The following is a 21,676-nucleotide window of genomic DNA, read 5'->3' as shown; positions in this document are numbered from 1 at the left end:
GTGCGCCGTGGGTTGGGCAACCCACGGTGTATACTAGGCGGGGGTCTGGGCATGAACATTCATCGTGGGGGCGATGGCCCTCAGCAGGTCATTGAATCAACACAGCCAATCGCAGTTATCGGAATTGGTTGCCGGTTTCCTGGAGGAATCCAGGACGCGGACTCGTACTGGAACTTTCTCCTGGAGAAGAACTGCGGCATCGTCGATATCCCGGCGGATCGATGGAATGTCGATGCTTTCTATGATCCGGAGCCCGATGCCCGGGGAAAGATGCGGACGCGCTGGGGTGGGTTTCTTGCCAGCGACGTTTTCGGCTTCGACCCGAGTTTCTTCGACATGTCGCCCCGCGAGGTGACATCGATGGACCCGCAGCAGCGCCTGGCGTTGCAAGTGGCCTTCGAGGCCATCCAGGATTCCGAGCGCACATTGGCCGACCTGCGCCGCGGGCGCACCGGCGTGTTCATCGGAATCTCGACCAACGATTTCGCGCAGAACCTGCGCCGCGGACGTGTCGGTGGTGGGGATATTTTTGCCGGCACCGGTTCGGCGTTCTCGATCGCGGCCAACCGAATATCCCACCGTTTCGATCTGAAAGGGCCGAGTATCGCCGTCGACACGGCATGCTCGTCGGCGCTCGTTGCCATCGACCAAGCGGTGCGCCACCTGAGCACCGGCACCTGTGAGACGGCGCTCGCCGGCGGCGTCAACTGCATGCTCGATCCAGGCCCGTTTATCGCATTCTCCAGCGCCAACATGCTTTCGCCGACCGGCGGTATCTACACCTTCGACGAAAGGGCGGACGGGTTCGTGCGCGGCGAAGGCTGCGGTTTCGTTTTGCTGAAGCCTCTTGACCGGGCAATTACCGACGGCGACCGGATCTATGGCGTGATCCGTCATTCGATGGTCAATCAGGACGGGTATACGCCCACCCTGACCTCGCCGAGCAGGGAAGCACAGCAAGCGATGCTGGAGGCGCTGGTGGAAGGCGCCGCCATCGATCCGGCCGATGTCGACTATGTCGAGGCCCATGGGACAGGCACGCCGGTCGGCGATCCGATCGAGGCGGCTGCCATCGGCCGCGTGTTCGGTGTGAATTCACGGTCAAAGCCGGCCTATGTCGGATCGTTCAAGCCCAATCTCGGCCACCTCGAATCAGCGTCCGGTATTGCGGGTTTCATCAAGACGGTGCTGACGGCGGGAAAGGGCATCGTGCTGCCGAACCGGAATTTCGAGCGCCCGAATCCGAGCATTCCGTTCGACGCGCTCAACATCGCTGTAGCAACGACGCCGACGCCGATCGACCATCACGGCCGGCCGGTCCTGGCCGTCGTCAACTCCTTCGGCTTTGGCGGTACCAATGCCTCCATCGCAGTGGAAGGATGGCGGGGGTTGTCCGCGAACGCCAACCGTGCGCCAAGGCCGGTGACAGCGGGCCATCCGATAGCCGTCCCGATCTCGGCCGGCAGCACGGCCGGACTCGAACTGTGGGCAGGCCGTCTGGCCGATGCGCTGGAGGAGGGGGGCTCCCTTGCGAAGACCCCGGTCGAAGACATCACCGCCCATTTGAGCAGCACGCGCGATAACTTCGCGCAACGGGCCGCGCTCATCGTCGAGCCGGAGCGTGCCGCGCTCCAGGCCCAACTGCGCGCATTAGCTAAGGGAGCCATCGAGCAAAGCGTGGAAGGGCCGACCATCATCACCGGGAGGGCATCCAACCGTCGGCTCGCCATCGCCTTCTCGGGCCAGGGCGGCCAGTGGTGGGCCATGGCGCGCCGCCTGTTGAAGGAAGACCGTGCGTTTCGCCGAACCGCCGAGATGTTCGACGAGGTGCTGCGTCCGATGGTCGGCTGGTCGACCGTCGAGGAGATGCTGCGGGACGAGACGAAGACCCGCATCAACGATGCCGACGTTACCCAGGCATCCATCTTCACCACGCAGATATCCCTCTACGAGCGCTGGACAAAGGCCGGCGTGCGGCCTGAGCTTCTGATCGGCCACAGCTTCGGCGAGGTCGCGGCCACCTACGTTTCAGGTATCATCGATATCGAGACGGCGGCTCGCATCATTGCCAAACGCGGCCTCATCCCGCTGAAGAGCGAGCGGCGCGGTGCAATGGCCACGATAGGGCTGACGGTCCATCAACTCGAACCTTTGCTGCCCGGTGACGAAAGCGTTGTCATTGCCGCCTACAACGGCCCGATCGCGCAAACGATTTCCGGCATGGAGGACGCGGTGCTTGGCGTACTGGCCAAGGTCGCGGAAGCCTATCCCGATACGACGGCCCGCCGGATGACCATGGATTTCGGATGGCACAGCGCGCATCTGGAAGACTGCAAGGAATGGTTCCTCGGCGAACTGGGTCCGGTCGCCTGGAAAGAAGGCCGTCTGCCGATCATCTCGACGGTCACCGGCATATTCGAGACGAAGTTCGACGCCGACTACTGGTGGGCCAATTTGCGCCAACCCGTCAGCTTTACCAAGGCCTTGGATTTCACCCTCGATTTCGGCATCAATACTTTCCTGGAAATAGGTCCGCACCGCACGCTGACGCCGCTCATCCGAGGCATCTCGCAGGAGCGCGGGGTAGACGCCGCCGCGGTGAACTCGCTCGATCGCAAAACTGACGATTTCTGGACGCTGGCGCGGGCCGAGGGCAGCCTTCATGTTGCCGGCGTCGAATTCGACCGGCCGAAATCGTTGAGTGGCCACGTGGCCGTTCCCAAGTTACCCTGGAACAACCAGCGCCTGCTGAATACATCCGAGGAAACCAAGAACTTCCTGTTCGAGGCACCCCGGCACGCACTGCTTGGATGGCGCGACTTCACTGCGGCGCCGTCCTGGACCAACGAAATCACGCTCAGAGGCTTCAAATTCCTGGCTGACCATCGGGTCAGCGGCGATTGCCTCTTCCCGGCCGTCGGTTACATCGAAATCATGGGGGCCGCACTGCGCGACCATTTCGGCTCTGAGTCCGTGGAACTGCGTGATTTCAAACTGTACGAAGCGCTTTCCATCGCGGAGGACGACGTCGTACTGTTTACGACGACGTTCGATCCGGTCGGTAGCAGGCTGCGCATCGCCACGTTCCATCGAGGTTCGGAGGATGGCTGGAGGACGCGTGCCGAAGCTTATGGCTTCAGCCACAAATATGAACTTGCACCAGCTCCCGCCGACCTGCTGCTGGATCGCCCGAACCTAGTCGAAAAGACGGAATTCTACCGTCTCGCCGAACGGCACGGGCTTGAATACGGTCCCTATTTCCAGTCGGTGAACGCACTCGACATTGTCGGCGACCGCCTGGTTGCCAGGCTGTCAAGCAAGGATCCCAACTTGGCGAAGCAGTATTTCGCCTTCCCCGGATTGCTGGACGCGGTGCTCCAGGCCGGCATCGGCCTGGCTTCACATCGAGACGGCGTGTGGGTTCCAGGTGAATCGCTGCCGCCGGCTAATGAAGACAAGGCCCAGTATCAGTTGCGCCTGCCAACCGGCGCGCGCAAGATCCTGCTGGGCGCTCCTTTGACGCCCGAGGTGATCGTCGATATCCAGCCGGGTCTCGACCCGTACTCGATGCGGTTCAGTGTGTTCTCGCCGGAAGGGCAGCCGCTCATCGTTCTCGACAACCTTCAGACAAAGGCGCTGGGCAAGGTCAGGGGCAGCAGGGCCAAGCAGGGTGCCGGCTCGGGGTCCAGTGTTTTCGAGGAGCATTTCGAGAAGCAGGAAGCCAAACCGGCAGCGCCCTCATTGCGTTGCGCCCACTGGTTGGTGGTGGGTGATGGAACGCAGCGCCTCGAAACGACATTGGCGGAGTTGGTTAGCCGCGGAGCGACGGTCGAGGTCGCAAACCCCGCGCCGTTCCTCAACCTCGATGCGGATGAAGCGCTCTCCACGATCCGGGCATTCATGACCAAATCGGGTGGGACAGGTGGCATCCTGTTCAGCGCCGCCACCCCCGAAAAACTCGACGACAAAGCAGGCGGGGACGAGCTTCTCGCCAGGATCACGCCTATCGTGCACCAATTGATCACGCTTGGAAAAGTCATCGACCGGCTGCACAGTTCGTCCGAACAGCGGCCCGAACTGGTTGTCGTCACGTCCGGCAGCCGGCTTGTGCAAGGTGACCAGCCGATGAGCCTTTCAGGCCTGAGTGAGAGCGCCTTGATCGGCATTGCTCGCACAATGGCAAACGAGTTCAAAGGTTTGGGCATCCGCCTTATCGATGCGGATACCACATCGCTGCAGTCGGGGGTGAGCATTTCGGGTGCCGTGCTGGAGGAAACCGCAGAGACGGAATTCGTCCTGCGCGGCGCCGAACGCTATGTCCCGCGGCTGGAGCAACTGGCTTTGCACGAAGTGGCGCCGTTGCGGCGGACGCTGGAGACCGCGCGGGATTCTTCCAACTTCGCCGTCACAATGACGGGGCCTGGCACCATCGACAACATCGTACTACGCGAAATCGCCGATCCCGAATTGGCGCCAGACGAGGTCATGGTCGAGGTCGCCGCGGTCGGACTGAACTTCCGCGACATCATGGCGGCCACCAGCATCTTGCCGGACGAGTTGGAGAATGACGAGGCATACTGGCGCAATCTCGGGCTGGAGTTCGCCGGCACCGTCCGCAGGGTCGGCGAACGGGTGACCAATCTCAAGCCCGGCGATCGCATCATGGGCATGGGCAAGGGCTACCTCAGACGCTTCGCCAAGCTCCGGGCGGATCTCGCCATGCGCGTACCCGATGGTATTGATCTGATCGAGGCCGCGACCCTCCCGACAGCCTTCCTTACCGCTCACTACGCTCTCAAACATATCGGCCGATTGGCACAGGACGAAACCGCGCTGATCCATCTGGCTTCGGGTGGTGTCGGGCTCGCCGCCATCCAGGTCGCGCATGATGTGGGGGCTCGAGTCTTCGGCACCGCAGGCAGCGACACAAAACGCGCCTTCCTGAAGACATGGGGCGTGGATGAGGTCATGAACTCGCGCGCTCTCGATTTCGCCGACGAGGTGCGTTCCTTGACGCGTGGCCGCGGCGTCGACGTGGTGCTGAACGCGCTGTCTGGCAACGGCATCGACAAGAGCCTGGAGTGCCTGGCGCCCTTCGGCCGGATGGTCGAAATCGGCAAGCGCGATCTCGCCGACGACAAGCCCATCGGGCTTCGCTCGCTTTATCGCAACAACGCCTATTCGGTCATCGATCTCTCGACGCTTCCCGTCGAGAAGGAGAGCCTCTTCAGACAATTGCTGGCGGAGGTGGAGGCTAAGGTTGCCGCCGGCGTCTATAAGCCGCTGGAGGCGACCCGCTTCCCGGCATCGCGCGCGGCGGAAGCCATGCGCATGCTTTCGCGAGCGCTGCACATCGGCAAGGTGATCGTCACTTTCGACGAACCTTCCGTGGACATCGAACTTGACCTAGGCGCACAGTTCGCCGTCTCCGCTCAGGCTTCCTACCTCGTCACCGGTGGGCTCAAGGGATTTGGCGTTGCGATCGCCGAGTGGCTCAGTCAGAAAGGCGCGGGAACCATCATCCTTGCCAATCGAAGCGGTGTTCCAGATGCCGAAGCGGCTGTGGCTATCGAGATCATGGAGCAACGTGGCACGCGCATTGTTCGCGCCGCTCTGGACGTGACCGATGCCACCGCCGTCGGCAGGCTGATCGGCGAATATGCTGGGGGTGACGCTCCTTTGCGCGGCATCGTGCATGGCGCCGCGGTGATCGAGGACGCTTTCGTCTCGCAGCTCGATGCAGGCAAGATCGACCGTGTGCTGAGGCCGAAGATAGCCGGCGGGTGGAACTTGCACGTCGCCGTTGTCGAACACGATATCCCGCTGGATTTCTTCGTGAATTTCTCTTCGATCGCGCAGGTTATCGGTTCGTCTGGGCAGGCCAACTACACAGCGGCCAACTCTGTTTTGGACGCAATCGCCACGTACCGCAGGGGTCGCAACCTGGCCGGCTCGTCCACCGCCTGGGGCATGATTGCCGGCAGTGGATTCGTTGCCAGGTCGGAAGCAATGACCAACTATCTCGATAGCGTAGGCATCAAGCCGGTTCAGGATTCTGAAGCGGCGGCGGCCCTGTCCTATCTTGTGCGCGCCAGATCGGAGAATCTCGGCTTTGCGAATATCGACTGGGCTGCGATCGCACGCACGAACCCCGGCGCAGCGACGAATCCGAGGATTTCGTCGCTGCTTGGAGACAGAACCGGAGGGCGGTCTCGCATTCAGGCCGAGCTTGCAGCCGCGCCGCGCGAGGCGTGGGACGACCTGCTCGCCGACATGATCCGGCGCGAAGTGGCGAAAGTCCTCAAGGTCGAGGCAAGCGCCTTGGCGGATGACCGCAAACTCAGTGAGCTCGGTCTCGACTCCCTCTCATCGTTCGAACTGAAAAACCGCGTCGAGGCTCAGGTCGAAGTCGACATCCCTGTCGCCAAGTTCCTGCAAGCGCCGACGATCGCGGGACTGTCGCGCCTCGTTGCTTCCGCTTTTGAGGCGAAGCTGAAGGCGTCCGCCTTGCAGGTCCTGGCCGCACAAGCGAGTTCCGATGGCGTTGCAGCGCAGGAAGCCTTCCGGCCTCTTGGCCGCCAGGTCAATGCGATGATGCTGGATGGACTGCCGATGTCGTCGGCGGTCGCAAAGGCGGACAATCAGATCCTGGTCGAGACGAGTATTGAGCCTGGCGTGTCGCTGGCCGCGCTTGCGACAAGATTGGCGCGACTGGTCGAGCGACACGACGCGCTCCGGATGACCGGTGCGATATCGGCGTCCGGCGCCGTGGAGATCGGCTTCGAGGCTCAACCGATTGTTGAAGTGCTTTCGCCGGGCGGTCGTTTGGGCGATGTGGCGCTGCCTGGTCCGCTATGGCGGATCGGCGCGTGGCAGCGGCAGGATGGCGGTCACGAGCTACAAATCCGGGCTCATCGCGCGGCTGCGGACACGTTGTCGGTTCATCTTTTGCTTGCGCAGCTTGTGCAAGGCGAGGCAGAAGCGGTCGAAGCAGGGCCTAGTTTTACCGACTATGCGCGCACAGCTCATCCGATGCCCGGATCGAGCGAGTATCGTCGCGACCTCGCCTATTGGAAGGAGATACTTCACCACGCGCCTGGGATCGCACCGATCCCCGGCCGCAGTCGTGCCGCGTCTCCCGTCGGTATGGGAACCAACAGGGGCCGTGTCGGGTTGCTGGAGATCACGCTTCCAGCAGCAGCATTCGCATCGGGATCGGAGTTGACGGCCGCGCGCTTTCTGGCCGCCTATGCCAAGGCCTTGGCAAGCCGCCTCTCGCTCCAATCAATCGTCGTCGACCGCTGGTATAGCGAGCGCGGGCAGGGAGCACCAAGCGGATTGATAGGCCCCTTGGATGGGTCCTATCCGATTGTCCTGCGAGCCATGAATGAACTCGGTTACGATCTGCTGAGGAAGGTCGAGCGTGCCGACGCAAACGGCCACGCGCATCGGTCAATGGATACGTCGTCTCTGGAACTGGCGCTCGAAGAAGATCTGCGCATTCGCCATGTTTCGCTGCGCCAATTCGGCTTCGCTTTTCTCGACCGTAGCCAAGTTACGGGGCTCGCCGCCTTGGACCATCCTCTCGATGCGATCCCCGCATCCGCGCACGAGATACAATTGTCCGCAGCGACCAGCGAAGCCGGCGTTGTCTGCCGGCTGACCGTGGATCTCGACGTCGTCGAAGAAGCAGCAGCGCGGTTGCTACTCGATCAGTTTCTCGACGAGCTTTCCTCCGAGCTCGAAACGTCAGGCCGCCTGGTGCCCATCGCAATGGGCTGGAGTCTGCGCGAGTGGTCTGGTCAGCCGAGTGGAGGCCAGGATGTCGAGCGCTCACCGCTGAACGGCGTGCCCAACGTCGAAAGAGAGATAGCAGTAACTAGCACGCAATTGGGATTACTGCGTTTCCAGGAACATCCAGACGCGACTTCGCATGCGCGTGCCGCATTCATTGTAAGCAAGGAGTTCAAGATCCGGCCGCAAATGGACGCCGATCGTCTCAGACGGGCGATCGAAACGGTCATGGCGCGACACGAGGTGATGCGTACCCGGTTCTTCCGCAAGGGGGCTAGATACGGCGCGTATCTGGAAAGGACCCCGACCGATTTCTTCAGGGTCGAGCAAGTCGCCGACGAATCCGAAGCGTTAGAGCGCGCAACCGAACTCGCGCAGGAAGGCATAGATATCCAGGCGCCGATGTTCCGGGTCACCGTCATCCGGTTCGGCTCCGAGAGCGACCTTATCGTCGCCAAGGCACATCATCTCGTTATTGACGGCTATTCCCTCGGCCTCATCGTCGAGGAAACAGTCAAGGCTTATCTCGGCCTGCCTCTTGATCCGGTGGAAATGAGTATCGACCGATTCATCCGGGATTTCGACCATGTCGGAAAACCCGGTTCGTTCGAACGGCGAGACGCATTCCTGCGCAAGGTATTCGCCGAGCCCTTGCCGCAAATTCCCAATCTCGGGCGCAAGGCGAAAGGCCGGCGGACGAATGTCAACCTGATCGATTGCAGCCTTAGCGAGGACGTGACGCTCTCGATAGCCAGCGACCAGCAGGATGCGCTGCGCAAGCGTGCCAGGGCAGCCGGCACGACGGAAACGGCCATGATCATCGCGGCCTTTGCGCAGACCATCGGGGCGCGCGGCGGCGTGGACGATATAGTGATGCAGGTTCCAGCAGCCTTGCGCCACGACCGGCGGCTGGAGAACTATGTCAATTTCGTCGCCTCGGACGTCCCCGTGCGTGCGCGGCTGTCGCGGTTCGAGACAATCGAAGCGCTAGCCGGTTCGCTCGGAGAAGGGATCGAAGAGGCTATCCAGTTCGCGCCCTTCATGGATTCGAACTACTTCGGAGACGTGCATGACGACGTCGTGGCCAAGGGCTCCTATACCTCCCTCTTCGTCGCCGGCACCCAAACAGTCGACAGATGGACACGCGCCACACAGTCGGCCCCGCTTCAAAGGGCCCATGCCAGTGGCGAACTTGATCTCGGCATGTTCAAAGTGACGCCCCTGCCTGACATGCGACGAGAAAAACCACGTACCAGCGAGATGGATCTGCGTACCTTTCCGACCGCGAACGGTCTTGGTCTGACCTTGATATTCGACCAATTGGGCTATGACCGTGCAGAAGCAGAAGATATCCTGAGGGAAGTCATCGAACGGCTGTTGGCTGGGCAACCGGCGCTCGATGCAGCCGAGCAGGCGGCGATATAGTGATGCGTCGATTCAGGGTCAGCGGGGCCGGTGGAAGCCGGTGCAGGTAAAAGGCACGTGATTCGCTTCATCTTAATCTTGTTTGCCGTTCTGGCGGCAGTCGGGCTTTTTTCTGGTTGGTATATCTGGCCTGCTCAGGTGGAGTCCTATGTCGCCCAGCGAAGGCTGATCGCGCGTGAAATCGCCGGACCCGGCCTCCTTGGTGCAACCAACCAGGTCGTCGTGACGGCAAGGATCCAGGCATTCCTGGCCGACGTTCGCGTCGACCGGAATGACGAGGTAAAGACCGGCGATATCCTCGCCACGCTAAACGCGACTGAAATCGAGTATCAGCTTGCCGCAGCGGTCGCCAACGACCGGGCCGCTGCGGAGAGCGTGCGCGAGGCCGAATTGGAGCGTGACCGGCTGGTTATCGCCGCCCGTACTGCAAAGGCAGATCTGGATCGCAGGAAGAGCCTGCTCGCCAGCAAATCGATTTCTCAGGCCGAGTTCGACCTCTTCGAAGGCACCCAGAAGCAAGCCGAGGCCGCATTGGCGCGAGCGACCGCTAGCATCGAGCGCGCAAAGGCCCAGGCCGCGGCCGCCTCCGCCGAGGTCGAGCAGATACGGAGCCGTTTCGGCGAAACCTCGATACGCTCGCCTGTCAATGGGGTGGTGGTTTCCCGCAGCCGCACGGTGGGAGACCTGCTTTCTCCGGGCGTCGAACTGATGCAGATCGTCGACCCGACGTCATTGCTGGTCATGGCACGCCTCGACGAATCCGCGATGGGGTCGCTTCGGCCGGGGCAAGTAGCCAAAGTCACCTTCTCATCGGATCCGCAACGGCCCTACGCTGCTTCCATTGCGCGGATCGGCCGGCAGGTCGATCAAGAGACGCGCGAGTTCACGATCGATCTTAAATTGCGCGAGGTGCCGGCGAACTGGGCTGTGGGTCAGCGTGCAAGCGTCACCATCCAAGCGGAATCGCCGTCACCGGGCATTGCGGTGCCACAGCGGTTCCTGGCGAGAAACCAGGGACGGGTGGGTCTTTGGATTGCACATGACGGGCGGGCCTATTGGGCTCCTGTTTCGCTGGGCTACTCCAGCGGCACCGATATCGAGATCACGCGCGGCCTAAAGGTCGGCGATGTCGTGCTCAGTCCGACAGGCCGCTTCCAGTACCAAGCGGTTAACCTCCAGGCATTGAGCAGGTGAATCTCGCGGTCAAAGATATCAGGCATAACCTGCTGAGGTTCATCCTGACCGTTTTCGGCGTCGGCCTGCTGATGGCGGCGACGATCGGCATGCTGGGCATGTATCGCGGCATCGTCTACGAAGCCTTGATCGTGATCGACGGCATTGGTGCCGACCTCTGGGTCGTCGAAGGGGGAAAGTCCGGACCGTTCGCCGAATCCTCCGCCGTACCGGCCAATCTCGATCGCCGCGTGGCCGGTGTGGCCGGTGTGGCGGCAACGCGGCGGTTCATCCAATACAACCAGCAGTTCGAAATTGACGGGCTTCCGCTGCGAATGTCCGTCACTGGTGTGGACTATCCAAGCGACAGTGGCAGCTGGATACCGTTGATCGCCGGCCGGTACTTCCAATCAAATCGCTACGAGGCCATAGCCGACAAGACTTTAGGCCTGGTTGTGGGTGACGAGATCCGGCTTGGACGAGATAGCTATACGATTGTCGGCGTGTCGGCCGGGCAGGTCGACATGGGTGGCGACGGATTGTTGTTCGTCACCATCCCGGACGCGCAGGTCATCAACCGACTGCTGCCCAGCGAGGCGATCCTCCTCAACCGTGCGGCCAAGGGCAAGACGCGCATGGGTCTTGGCGACGAGACCGGAAGTGTCGCTGCGGTCATCGTCGAAACTCTCCCGGGCGCTGACAAGGAGGTCGTGCGTGACTCGATCAAACGCTGGGGCGACGTCGAGGTCCTCACGCAGCAGGACCAGGAAACGCTTCTACTGGATGGCCGCCTCGGCAAGCTCCGCGTCCAGATCCTGGCTTTCACGACGATGACGCTGCTGATCTGCTGCGCCGTCATAGCACTGACCATCTATACGATGACAATCGAGAAGGTCGCGCAGATAGCACTTCTGAAGCTGATCGGCGCCCGTGACCGGGTGATCATCGGCATGATTGCGCAGCAGGCGGGGTTGATCGGCTTTTGCAGCCTCGTTCTGGCCATAGCCATCTCGTTTACGATCTATCCGAGATTTCCGAGAACTGTGCTGATGACCGAATCCGATCTTGGCGTGTTGTCGTTCGTGCTGATGGCACTCAGCCTTGCGGCCAGCTGGTTTGCGATTCGTCGCGCGCTCGCGGTCCGTGCCCAGGAAGTGTTGGCCTGATGTCGAAGCGCCGCCTCGCCACGCTGGAGGTTCGGAACGCCAGCAAGGTCTACGAGAGCGGCGGCTCGCCGGTCACCGCGTTGGCGGCAGGTTCGCTGACCTTGAGCCCCGGCAGTGTTACCGGCATCGTCGGGCCCAGCGGCTCCGGCAAGACGACGCTGCTGATGATCGCCGGGCTGCTGGAGACACCGACAACGGGAGAGGTCCTGTTCGACGGCAAGGTGATTTCGCGTCCCGGTGCGAAGCTCAACGAGCTACGGGCCTTCAGGCGGACCCATCTTGGGTTTGTGTTCCAGAAAGCGAACCTGATCCCCTTTCTCACGGCCGCCGAAAACATTGCCATCGCGATGCAGGTCAATGATGTCGGTCGCCAGCAGGCGCAGGCGCGAGCCAGCCGGCTTCTCGCCGCGTTGGGCATCGAACATCGCGGCTCCAATTATCCTTCCCAACTTTCCGGCGGCGAACAGCAGCGCGTTTCAATCGCCAGGGCCTTGGCAAACGATCCCACCGTTATTCTAGCCGACGAACCTACCGCCGCACTGGATGGTACACGGGCGGAGATGGTGATGAAGGTTTTCAGGCATCTGGCGGACAGCCGCAATGTCGCGATCTGCGTTGTGACCCACGATACGCGCTGGAAAACTTATTTCGATTCGATGCTCGAGCTCGAGGATGGGCGGGCACGAGAGCCGTCTCCCTTTGGCATGATGGCTGAACGGCATTGATCACCGCTCGACGCGGCCATGGCGGTGTTCCCGCTGAGAAGATGTTATGGCGATCCAACACGCGCCGCCTTCAATGTCATGGGCTGCACCGGCCGAAAGGACTGTCAAAGACTTACGAGTTGCTGGCCGAAGCGGCGGTGCTGAGGTTCACCACGCGACACGCACCGTGCGCTGCCTCGGCTTGATCGCGGTGGCGAGCAGCAGGCCGGCGATGATGAGGGCGGCGCCGGCGAGATCGTAGTCGTGCAAGCTTTCGCCGAGGAACAGATAAGCGAGAACGGCGACGAAGGCGGTCTGCAGATAGAGCAGCATGCTGGCGCGCCCGGCGCCAAGCGTCTCGACGCTACGGTTGTAGAGATAGTACATCAGGGCGCCGCCCGGGCCAGCAACATAGGCGAGGGCCAGCAGGCCGTTCGCATGCAGCGCCGAACGATCCCCGGAAAACAGTTCCCAGAGATAAAGGGGCAGTGCGGCCAGCGCGCCGGCTCCCAGCAGCAGGACCACCATCGGCAGAAGCTCGATAGCGAATTTGGCGCGACGCAGCAGCACGGTGTAGAGGCCCCAGCAAAAGGCGCTGCCGACGATCCACAACTCGCCGGGATTGAATTGCAGTTGCATCAGCGCGGCAAGGTCGCCGCGCGCCACGATCACCACCATCCCGGCCAGAGCGACCAGCGCTCCAAGCGCTTTCCAGACACCGAGGGGCTCGCCGAGCACGAAGCGGGCAAGCACCATGGTCATGATCGGCGACAGCGCCATGATGATGCCGGCGGTTGTCGCGTTGGTGTAGTTGAGGCCCGTGTAGATCATGCCCTGACACAAGGTCAGCCCGATGGCGCCGATGACCAGCACCTCGATCACCCGGGATTGGATCAGCTCGAGCATCGCCCCGTGATGACGATGGACGATAGGCAGCAGGATCGCGCAGGCAAGCGTCAGCCGCCAGAAGCAGAGTGCCCAAGGCGGCATCTCGGGGGCAACCCACTTGGCGGCGATATAGACGCCGGCCGACAGGAGCCAGCAGAGCGTCGCGAGAGAATAGGCGAGCGGGAGTGATGCGTCGGGTCTCGCCTTCGCTACACTTGGATGTGCTATCGGCAGCGATTGGATATCCGTCTCCTCCCACCGCGGACTTTAGCAGATTTGCAGCGCCTTGCTAAGCAGCGACAACAGCTGTTTCACCAGCCAGTGCAATCGGTGGGTCATTGTGGGTCCCGCCGTTCACGGTCTCGCTCCATTCCAACGCATGTTGGCCCATTGAGCAACTCGATACCGAAAAGCGCAAGCCGTATCGATTTCGCGCGATACGAATGTGAGATTCATATCGCGCGACAGATATTCGGGCGGTTGCCACAATCTCCTCGCGCCATATTTCTACCGAGAGCAGATCTGTCGCGAATTCCTGGTCCGCGGATCACGAGCGCCGCTGTTTCGAAGCAATTGGAAGAATAAGCCACTGACTTCCGTTTGCACAAAGAGCGCGACACAGATCCATGCGGAGGACGTCCGATGCATGCCGGCTTCCGAGGAAGCGTACTCGTGGCGGTATTGGGAGCCGTCATGGCGAGCTGCGTCGGTATTCCGGCGCAAAAAACCGGGCCGGCGCAAAAAACCGGGGCAATAACCGGCTATGGCCCCAACCCCACCTTACCGAAAGCAAGACCGACGCTGATCCCGACTGTTAACATCGCCGAGGCGAAAGGCTGGCAGAAAGGAGGTATGCCGACCCCGGCGAAGGGGCTGACAGTGAACGCCTTCGCCACCGGCCTCGACCATCCGCGCTGGCTGCATGTGCTTCCGAACGGCGACGTGCTGGTTGCTGAGACCAATGCCCCTGCCAAGCATGACGAAGGCTTTAGTCTCAGAAAGGTCTTCATGGACCTGGCTATGAAGCGGGCCGGCGCCGCGACCAAAAGTGCTAACCGCATCACGTTCCTGCGCGACACAGATGGCGATGGCATTGCGGATGTGCGCACGACGTTCGCGGGAGGCCTCAATTCGCCGTTCGGCATGACGCTGTCCAAAGGCAAGCTCTTTGTCGCGAATACCGACGCACTCGTCGCATTCCCCTACTCCAATGGCCAGACCCGAGTCAGCGCGTCGCCGGAAAAGATCATCGACTTGCCGGCCGGGGACCTCAACCATCATTGGACCAAGGACGTGATCGCAACTCCGGATGGACGCAAGCTCTATGTCACCGTTGGTTCCAACAGCAACGTTGGAGAAAACGGCATAGCCGCGGAGAAGAACCGCGCCGCCGTTCTTGAAGTGGATCGGTCTACCCGCCGCACTCGGGTCTTCGCCTCGGGCCTGCGCAACCCAAACGGGCTCTCCTGGAATCCTGAAACTGGCGAGCTTTGGGTCGCCGTGAACGAGCGTGACGAAATCGGCGACGACCTTGTGCCGGATTACATGACCTCGGTTCGTGACGGCGCTTTCTACGGATGGCCCTACAGCTACTACGGACAGAACGTCGACGAACGCGTCAAGCCGCAGCGCCCCGATCTCGTGGCGACGGCGATCAAGCCCGATTACGCCCTGGGCTCTCATACCGCCTCGCTGGGACTGACCTTCTCCAAAGGCGCCCGGCTCGGTCCGGCCTACGGCAACGGCGCCTTCGTCGGCCAGCACGGCTCGTGGAATAGAAGCGTGCATAGCGGCTACAAGGTGATCTTCGTGCCGTTCCGTGGTGGCAAACCGAGCGGCCCTCCGAAAGATGTGCTCACTGGCTTCATCGGGCGTAATGGCGAGGCGATGGGCCGTCCGGTCGGTGTAGCTATCGATCAGACTGGCGCACTGCTCGTCGCCGACGACGTCGGTAATGTCATCTGGCGGGTCCGCCGGGCGAATGGCCGTTGAGCGCAGGTGCCTTTCTGATTCCGACCTCAGCCTTCGGCTACAGCGCCACGCCCGATATGACTTCATTCGGCTGCGACTTCGATGCAAATGCCAGGTGACGACACCGCGCCTGCCGCATGTCGGCCGCTACGGCGAGGTCTATTTTGCGCATGGCTATTCGGGCCAGGGGTGATCCTGTCGACGCTGCCGTTCCCCGGCGGCACGGCGCTGAGCGGCCCGCTCCACGTGCTCGGCATGCTTTGGTACGCACTGCGCGACCGCATCAAACATTGAGCGCAGGCAGTGGCAACTTCTGTCCCGCAGGATCAAGCCTGCGTAGACGTGCCTGCTTTTCCGCAGCTAATAGATAGATATGATTGCAGGATTAACCATTTCATAGCCCAGGCGCGGCTCCGATTTGTCTTTCGAAATCCCGCTGGAGACAGTTCCGGTTGAACTGCGATCCAGCTTTGTTTCCCTGGTTTTCTTGATCGTGCTGCGCGACAGGTCGGCGCAGGCCGACGCTGTGTTGACCACCCTCTTTTTCTCGTGCGCAACGGCGGCGGTGGATACGGCAATCACCATTGCCGCACAAATAATCACCAATCTCATTGATTTCCCCCTTAGAGCACCGAAAACGTGTGGTCGACTGCCTTGAAACGCAGGCGAAGACGTTACTCGCGCCTGGCTGATCCATACGGCTTCCGACTGCCCAAGAATGTGACTACATTAGCTGCAGCGCAAGTAACCATTTCGGACTAGGCAACGGGTTCACCCTTCGGCGGAAAGCGGCTGAGCTGCCGGCGAAAAAGCAGGCGGTTTAGCCGTTTCCGCCGCCGGGCGCCTTCTGAGAGCGATGCAGTCGATCGCGACTGAATGCGGCTATGCGGGAGGCTGGCAGAATAGAGCGACCGCTCTGCTTCGAGCACAACACTCGCCGGCCATAGGCTCGGAATCACCAAAGTCGACGACGGGATTTGGCTCGTCTCCGTCATGGACATACGTGCTCAAGGCTAACTCGGCGCAGCTTCGTTGCGGCACCGGCGGGCGCGTACAGCGGAGTGCTGGAGTGGCAGCTATTCACCTCCCGCCAGTCCGCTTCCGGCGGACTGCAGCAACGCGGCATTTTCCACTTTGAGGCGAAGTAATTCTCAACTATGGTTGAGCTAGGCTTTTGGCATGGGGGATATTGCCGATGGTTTTGTCACGCAGGGGTGTCGTGCTCGGCGGCCTGGCGCTGGTCGCGGTGGGTGCAACCAGCAATATTGCTCAAGCCGCGGCGGCAAAATCCTTTTTCGCGGGTACCGCCAGCGACAACAATTTTGTCTATCGCAAGACCAACTTCGCCAAGATCGACAAGAGATGGCATCGCCAGATCGTCAAGTATTTCAGCAGCGAGCCGGTCGGCACCGTCGTGGTCGATACCCGCCACCATTTCCTCTACGTCATCATGGAAAACAAGACCGCCATCCGCTACGGCGTCGGCGTCGGCAAGGACGGCTTCAAATGGTACGGCCGCGCGACGATCGACCGCCGCGCGCTGTGGCCAGATTGGGTCCCGCCCCCCGAAATGCGTAAGCGCAGGCCGGAACTACCGCCCATGATCGCAGGCGGCGCGTCCAACAATCCGCTCGGGCCGCGCGCGCTCTATCTGCACCGCGACGGCGCTGACACCGGCTACCGCCTGCATGGCACGCTGGAGCCATGGAGCATCGGCACCGACGCTTCCAGCGGCTGCATCCGCATGTTCCCGGAAGACATCATCGACCTCTACCAGCGGTGCCCGATCGGCACCGCGGTGCAGGTCCTGCCGCACATCGCCGACCAGGCGCCCGCTTCCACCACTGTCGAATGATTGGCGCCTCATGAACCGTATGATTGAAAACACGCGCCGGCTGCTCGCTGCCGGCCTGCTGATGCTGGTCGCATCCTGCTCGACCAGCAACACGCTCGCCCCTTCCACGCCTGACATCACCAACACCGAGGTTGCCGGCTTCCAGAACGTGCAGCCGGGCAGCGAGGAGGATTTTATCCTCAATGTCGGCCGCCGCACCTATTTCACGCAAGGTTCGGCCGCGCTCGATTCTGTCGCCAAGGCCACCCTCGACACCCAGATCGCCTGGTTAGCAAAGCATCCGCGCTGGCTGCTCAAGCTGCAGGGTTTCGCCGACGATCCCGGCGCAAGTGAAATGGCGCTGTCGCAGCAGCGCGCTGATGCGGTGATGGACTACCTCGCCGCCGGCGGCATAGACCGCAACCGCATGTGGGCCAAGGGCTACGGCAAGGACAGGCTCGTCCGTGACTGCCCCGACACCGCCTGCAGGTCGCAGAACCGCCGCGTTGTGTCCAATTTGCGCGATGAGAGGGACGAGTCGTAGAGGCTGCCGTTTTTCTTGTGACCCGAAGCAGAGTCTCACACGCGACGGCGGCATGGCTGCTTTGCGCCTAGGGCAGTCATACAGAAACTCAATGCCGACACTTTGGAGCGGACATTGAAGGGAGCGCCCCGTGTGCGGCGATAACGCTGTTGCGGATCGCTGGGATACGCCCGCAGCCTCGGTGGCAAGCATAACGAAAGGAACCAAGCTGCCAGGGCCAGTTTCGAAGCCGGTTCCTGAAAAGGTCAATCCATGTCGCGCGCGTGTCGCGTGGATTTGCCGAGTGTCGCAGGAAATCCTTGCAAATCACCGGTAGCTGCTTGCAACATGGCGCGAAACACAATCGGCCAGCTTTAAGGGCTAGCCGATTGTCAAGTTTACTTGAGAAATTCTTGGTAGTGGGAGACCGCTACATCGCGACACCCACTATTGAGGGGCGCTTTTTTGCTATCGTTGCAAGCGGCCTGACAGCAAATCGAGATCGAGCAACCACGAACTCGACGATGATGGATGGGACGAACTGCGCCGAAAAAGCTGACAAATTCGGATACTTAACGTAAAGCCTTGGGTCATGCGGTACCGAATGCAGTACCGTTCGGGCGATCAACCAACGATTGGCGAAATTTTGAACGGGCTACCATTACCGATGGCCTAAACACCATCTTCGTCCTTCGTTGCCGCAAGAAAGGTTCCCCAACCGCCGGATCAATCCGATCAGCCTGTGCCAACGCGCAACGGCTCCAATACTCAAACGTTTCGGGCGGGACTGAAGAGGTTGATGACTGCCGCACCCGGAGCAGTTCGACGTATTTCCTTATTTCGCTTGGCCTGCTGAAATGCAGCCGCGTTTTTAGAAGGAACGACCGTCTGGCAGGACGACGCAAGCACTTGATGGCAAGGCCGTCGAGCGGATGGAGAAAGTCAGCGACGAACAATACCGCCGCTGAACCTTACCGGGCCGCAGCGTCTCGCACTTGGCGAAGTCTTGCGCTGCCGAGTCCTGCAATAGTGACAGGCACGCTGCCAACTCACCCCAGCCAATACCTCGGCCCCGGCCCCTTGCGTCCTGCCATATCGGCAGGGTTCGCAAGGCTACACCGGTCGATCGACAGACAGCCGCAACCGATGCACTCGGTAAGCCCGGACCTCAGGCGCTGCAACTCGGCGATGCGCTGGTCGATGCGCTTGGTCCACTGGCCCGACAACCGCGACCAATCCCGACGCGACGGCACGCGATCGGCTGGCAACTTGGCGAGCTCGGCGCCGATCTCCTCAAGCGTCAGCCCAATTCGCTGCGCGAAGACGATGAAGGCGATCCGGCGCAGCACGGATCGCGGATAGCGTCTGTGTCCCGAGCCGGCCCGCTCGGACGCGATCAGCCCGCGCTCCTCGTAGAAGCGCAGGGCCGATGAGGCGACGCCGCTGCGCCGCGACACGTCGGTGATGGTCAGCATGGAATCCATGCATGAACGAAAGCACGATTCCCGCTTGACTTCAAGTTAACTTGAACTTGTAGCAACAGGCATACGGATTAAAGGAGCACTGGCAATGCAGACGAATATCGAACTTCAGGGACTTCGCGTGGCGGTCACGGGCGGCACCTCCGGGCTCGGAATGGCGCTTGTGCGGCAGCTGACCGCGCAGGGTGCGTGCGTGGCCTTCGTCGCTCGCACCGCCGCGAATGTCGAACGCATCGCTGACGAGACGGGCGCGCACGGCATTGTCGGCGACGTCGGCAAGAAGGAGGACACCTACTCGATCGCACTACAGGTCACTGCCAGCCTCGGCGGGCTCGACGTCCTGATCAACAATGCCTCGAGCCTCGGCCCTGTCCCTCTGGCGCTCCTCGCCGATACTGAGTGCGAGGAGCTGGAAGTGGCGCTCGCGGTCAACTTGGTCGGCGCGTTCCGGCTGACGAAGGCCCTGTTCGGTGCGCTTGCCGCGTCCGCACGCGAGGGCCGTGGCGCGATGGTGATCAACATCTCCAGCGACGCGGCGGTGAACGCCTATCCCGGCTGGGGCGCGTATGGGGCGAGCAAGGCCGCTCTTGCCCATCTGACGGCGATTTGGGAGGAGGAGGCGAAAGCCGACGGCATACGGCTCCTCGCACCCGACCCTGGCGACATGGACACCCCGCTGCACGCGCTAGCGCTTCCTGACGCCGATCCGTCTACATTGAAACGCCCCGAACTGGCTGCTGCCGAGATCATCGAAAAGATGATCGACGCGTTACAGGTCCGCGCTACGCTTCACGCCGGGGCATGCGCATGATTGCCGCCGATCGTTCCGATCGGCGCGCAGCCAGGCTGTTGGTCGTCGAGGCGGACGGCACGATACGCGACCTGCCGCGCGCTGGAATCGCAACGCTATTCGGGCCCGGCGATCAGGTCGTCGCCAATGACGCCGCGACTTTGCCTGCCAGCTTGCACGGCACGCATGTCCCAAGCGGTGAGGCGATCGAGATCCGCCTGGCGGGCTGGCTGTCACTTCCCGATCCAACCCGTTTCGTGGCGATTGCCTTCGGCTCGGGCGATCACCGCACGCGCACGGAAGACCGGCTGCCCCCACCTCCGCTGTCACCAGGCGATCGCCTCCGGCTCGGCTCGCTTGACGCCGTCGTCGAGCGCCTTCTCGACCATCCACGCCTTCTCGAGTTGCACTTCCCAGGCAACCGCGCAGCAGTGCTTGCAGGACTGGCGCAGCACGGCCGGCCGATCCAATACGCGCATGTTCCCGAGCCGTTGGCACTGTGGGATGTTTGGACGAAGATTGCCGCCGGGCCGGTCGCGTTCGAGGCGCCGTCGGCAGGCTTCGCGCTCGACTGGCGCACGCTCCAAGCCTGGCGTCGGCACGACGTTGGCTTTGCAACACTCACGCATGCTTCGGGCGTGTCTTCCACCGGCGATCCCGCGCTCGACTCGCGCCTTCCCTTCGACGAGCCATACCGCATCCCTGGGCGCACCGCGGCGCAGGTCGCGCGGGCGAAGCTGCGCGGCAGCCGCATCATTGCGATCGGCACGAGCGTAGTGCGCGCACTTGAGGCAGCCGCCAATCCCGGCGGCAATGTGCGTGCCGGAAATGGCATTGCGACAGGGTGCGTCGCGCGGGGCACGCGGCTTCGCGTGGTCGATGCGATTCTCACAGGCGTCCACCAGCCCGGCGAAAGCCATTTCGAGCTCCTGCGCGCCTTTGCCGACAATGCTCTGCTCGCTAAGGCCTCCGCAGCCTTCACCGCGTATCGATACCGCGCGCATGAATTCGGCGATTCCATGCTGCTCAATCGCCAACCGCTGCTTCTATCGCGCGAACAGAACCGTGCCGAGGTGCTCGAGACGAAGCCTCTACTCGAGGCGTGGCTATGATGTCGGCAGGTTCGGTGGCATTCCGGGCCGCACCGCGAACGTCAGCTTCGGAGAAGTGTAACAGACCGAAGGTTGATTGACGGTTCTCCCCAGGTCCACCCGGTTCCGAACCGGCACAACGCGCCAATTGCCGACCTTTCCGGCGAGTGTACCACTACCCACCGCCGCCCCGAGCATCCCCGACACCGAGCCGTCGGCATGACGTCGACCGATCGCTCCGCCGTGGCCTGGATCGACCAATCGCTGGCCCACGTCGCTGAAGCCATCGGCCGCATGGACGACGATCGGTTCCTGGCCGAGCACCAGTCCGCCCACGATGAACCGCGCTCGCTGTCTGTGGACATGGTTGCCGCGGTGCTTGAGTGGTGGCGCCGGTGGCCGGTGGGGCGCGACGAATGAAGCGCCGGCCCAGTTCAACCTGGGCGACGCCGTTCAAAGCTGGGGGGATCGATCTTCACCAAGCGGTCTGCGGCCTCGACCGCAGCTCGTATCCTGCTGCGCAGCGCGAGATTCTTGGCCAGCATTTCTTCAGTGCGTTGAAGCGCGAGCTCGGTCCGATGGATGCGCTGCCTGGCAATGGCAACTTCTGATGTCAAAATATCGGCCGCTATCCCGTGGCCGTGGGGTTCCATAGTGTCAGTTTCTAATACATGGGGGGCGATATCGTTCCCTGATACCGGGCGAACGGGGCGCCGCCGTTCCTCTATCCGTGATGAGCGCTGCCAATATGGTCCGGCCGTCTTTGCGGCCCCGACAAAGGCGCGATGAGCCGAATGATCAACGCGCTCCCTGTCAAAACAGCGCCAGAAACAGGG

14 protein-coding genes and 1 pseudogene are annotated in these 21,676 nt (G+C 62.0%); 12 read left to right on the top strand and 3 right to left on the bottom strand.

The genetic code is table 11. The features are described 5' to 3' along the window. The first annotated feature begins 51 nt into the window (after positions 1-51). From NKJ35_RS12945 to NKJ35_RS12930, 4 genes are read left to right on the top strand one after another with little or no spacing between them, the layout of a single operon-like run. A complete protein-coding gene (locus tag NKJ35_RS12945; protein ID WP_352647470.1) occupies positions 52-9,219 on the top strand; it encodes an SDR family NAD(P)-dependent oxidoreductase in 9,168 nt (3,055 codons plus the stop codon). A gap of 57 nt (positions 9,220-9,276) precedes the next feature. Further along, positions 9,277-10,413, top strand: a complete 1,137-nt coding sequence (locus tag NKJ35_RS12940; RefSeq protein WP_352647468.1) for an efflux RND transporter periplasmic adaptor subunit — start codon at positions 9,277-9,279, stop codon at positions 10,411-10,413. Next, complete coding sequence (locus NKJ35_RS12935; protein WP_352478379.1) at positions 10,410-11,558, top strand: ABC transporter permease; 1,149 nt, start codon at positions 10,410-10,412, stop codon at positions 11,556-11,558. Before NKJ35_RS12940 ends, NKJ35_RS12935 begins: the two co-directional genes overlap by 4 nt. After that, a complete protein-coding gene (locus NKJ35_RS12930) occupies positions 11,558-12,283 on the top strand; it encodes an ABC transporter ATP-binding protein (RefSeq protein ID WP_352478380.1) in 726 nt (241 codons plus the stop codon). The genes NKJ35_RS12935 and NKJ35_RS12930 overlap by 1 nt, the downstream gene beginning before the upstream one ends. Before the next feature lie 147 nt (positions 12,284-12,430). Here the strand turns inward: NKJ35_RS12930 and NKJ35_RS12925 are convergent, their stop codons facing one another. Next, positions 12,431-13,393, bottom strand: coding sequence for a DMT family transporter (locus tag NKJ35_RS12925; protein ID WP_352647721.1), 963 nt, complete (start codon positions 13,391-13,393; stop codon positions 12,431-12,433). Between the two features lie 399 nt (positions 13,394-13,792). Here NKJ35_RS12925 and NKJ35_RS12920 point away from each other — a divergent pair, with 399 nt between their 5' ends. Next, positions 13,793-15,142 carry a PQQ-dependent sugar dehydrogenase gene (locus NKJ35_RS12920; protein WP_352647466.1) on the top strand — a complete coding sequence of 450 codons (1,350 nt, stop codon included), beginning with the start codon at positions 13,793-13,795 and terminating at the stop codon, positions 15,140-15,142. Positions 15,143-15,236: 94 nt separating this feature from the next. Continuing rightward, positions 15,237-15,415 (top strand): annotated as a pseudogene (locus NKJ35_RS12915) (FAD-dependent oxidoreductase); the annotation flags it as partial. Between the two features lie 66 nt (positions 15,416-15,481). Here NKJ35_RS12915 and NKJ35_RS12910 read toward each other — a convergent pair. After that, positions 15,482-15,733 (bottom strand): hypothetical protein, encoded by a 252-nt coding sequence (locus NKJ35_RS12910; protein WP_352647464.1) that lies wholly within the window; start codon positions 15,731-15,733, stop codon positions 15,482-15,484. Between the two features lie 583 nt (positions 15,734-16,316). On the opposite strand from NKJ35_RS12910, the gene NKJ35_RS12905 reads away from it, so the two are divergent. Both NKJ35_RS12905 and NKJ35_RS12900 read left to right on the top strand, forming a co-directional pair. Further along, positions 16,317-16,976 (top strand): L,D-transpeptidase, encoded by a 660-nt coding sequence (locus tag NKJ35_RS12905; RefSeq protein WP_254817044.1) that lies wholly within the window; start codon positions 16,317-16,319, stop codon positions 16,974-16,976. Between the two features lie 10 nt (positions 16,977-16,986). Beyond that, positions 16,987-17,499, top strand: coding sequence for an OmpA family protein (locus NKJ35_RS12900; RefSeq protein ID WP_352647462.1), 513 nt, complete (start codon positions 16,987-16,989; stop codon positions 17,497-17,499). 1,028 nt (positions 17,500-18,527) lie between these two features. On the opposite strand, the gene soxR is transcribed toward NKJ35_RS12900, so the two are convergent. Beyond that, positions 18,528-18,962, bottom strand: a complete 435-nt coding sequence (gene soxR, locus NKJ35_RS12895) for a redox-sensitive transcriptional activator SoxR (RefSeq protein ID WP_127862987.1) — start codon at positions 18,960-18,962, stop codon at positions 18,528-18,530. Positions 18,963-19,047: 85 nt separating this feature from the next. Here soxR and NKJ35_RS12890 point away from each other — a divergent pair, with 85 nt between their 5' ends. The 4 genes from NKJ35_RS12890 (at position 19,048) to NKJ35_RS12875 (ending at position 21,451) form a co-directional block, all read left to right on the top strand. Then, positions 19,048-19,770, top strand: coding sequence for an SDR family NAD(P)-dependent oxidoreductase (locus NKJ35_RS12890; RefSeq protein ID WP_352647461.1), 723 nt, complete (start codon positions 19,048-19,050; stop codon positions 19,768-19,770). Beyond that, entirely contained in the window at positions 19,767-20,861 is a 1,095-nt protein-coding gene (locus NKJ35_RS12885; RefSeq protein WP_352647458.1) for an S-adenosylmethionine:tRNA ribosyltransferase-isomerase, read from the top strand. Before NKJ35_RS12890 ends, NKJ35_RS12885 begins: the two co-directional genes overlap by 4 nt. Before the next feature lie 198 nt (positions 20,862-21,059). Continuing rightward, positions 21,060-21,260, top strand: a complete 201-nt coding sequence (locus NKJ35_RS12880; RefSeq protein ID WP_352647456.1) for a hypothetical protein — start codon at positions 21,060-21,062, stop codon at positions 21,258-21,260. Then, positions 21,257-21,451: a hypothetical protein gene (locus tag NKJ35_RS12875; protein ID WP_254820086.1), complete on the top strand. Its 195-nt coding sequence runs from the start codon at positions 21,257-21,259 to the stop codon at positions 21,449-21,451. The genes NKJ35_RS12880 and NKJ35_RS12875 overlap by 4 nt, the downstream gene beginning before the upstream one ends. Positions 21,452-21,676 lie beyond the last annotated feature (225 nt).

The sequence above is a fragment of the Mesorhizobium sp. M0136 genome, from assembly GCF_040322515.1.
GTDB lineage: Bacteria > Pseudomonadota > Alphaproteobacteria > Rhizobiales > Rhizobiaceae > Mesorhizobium.
This window is presented reverse-complemented; position numbering and strand designations above follow the sequence as displayed.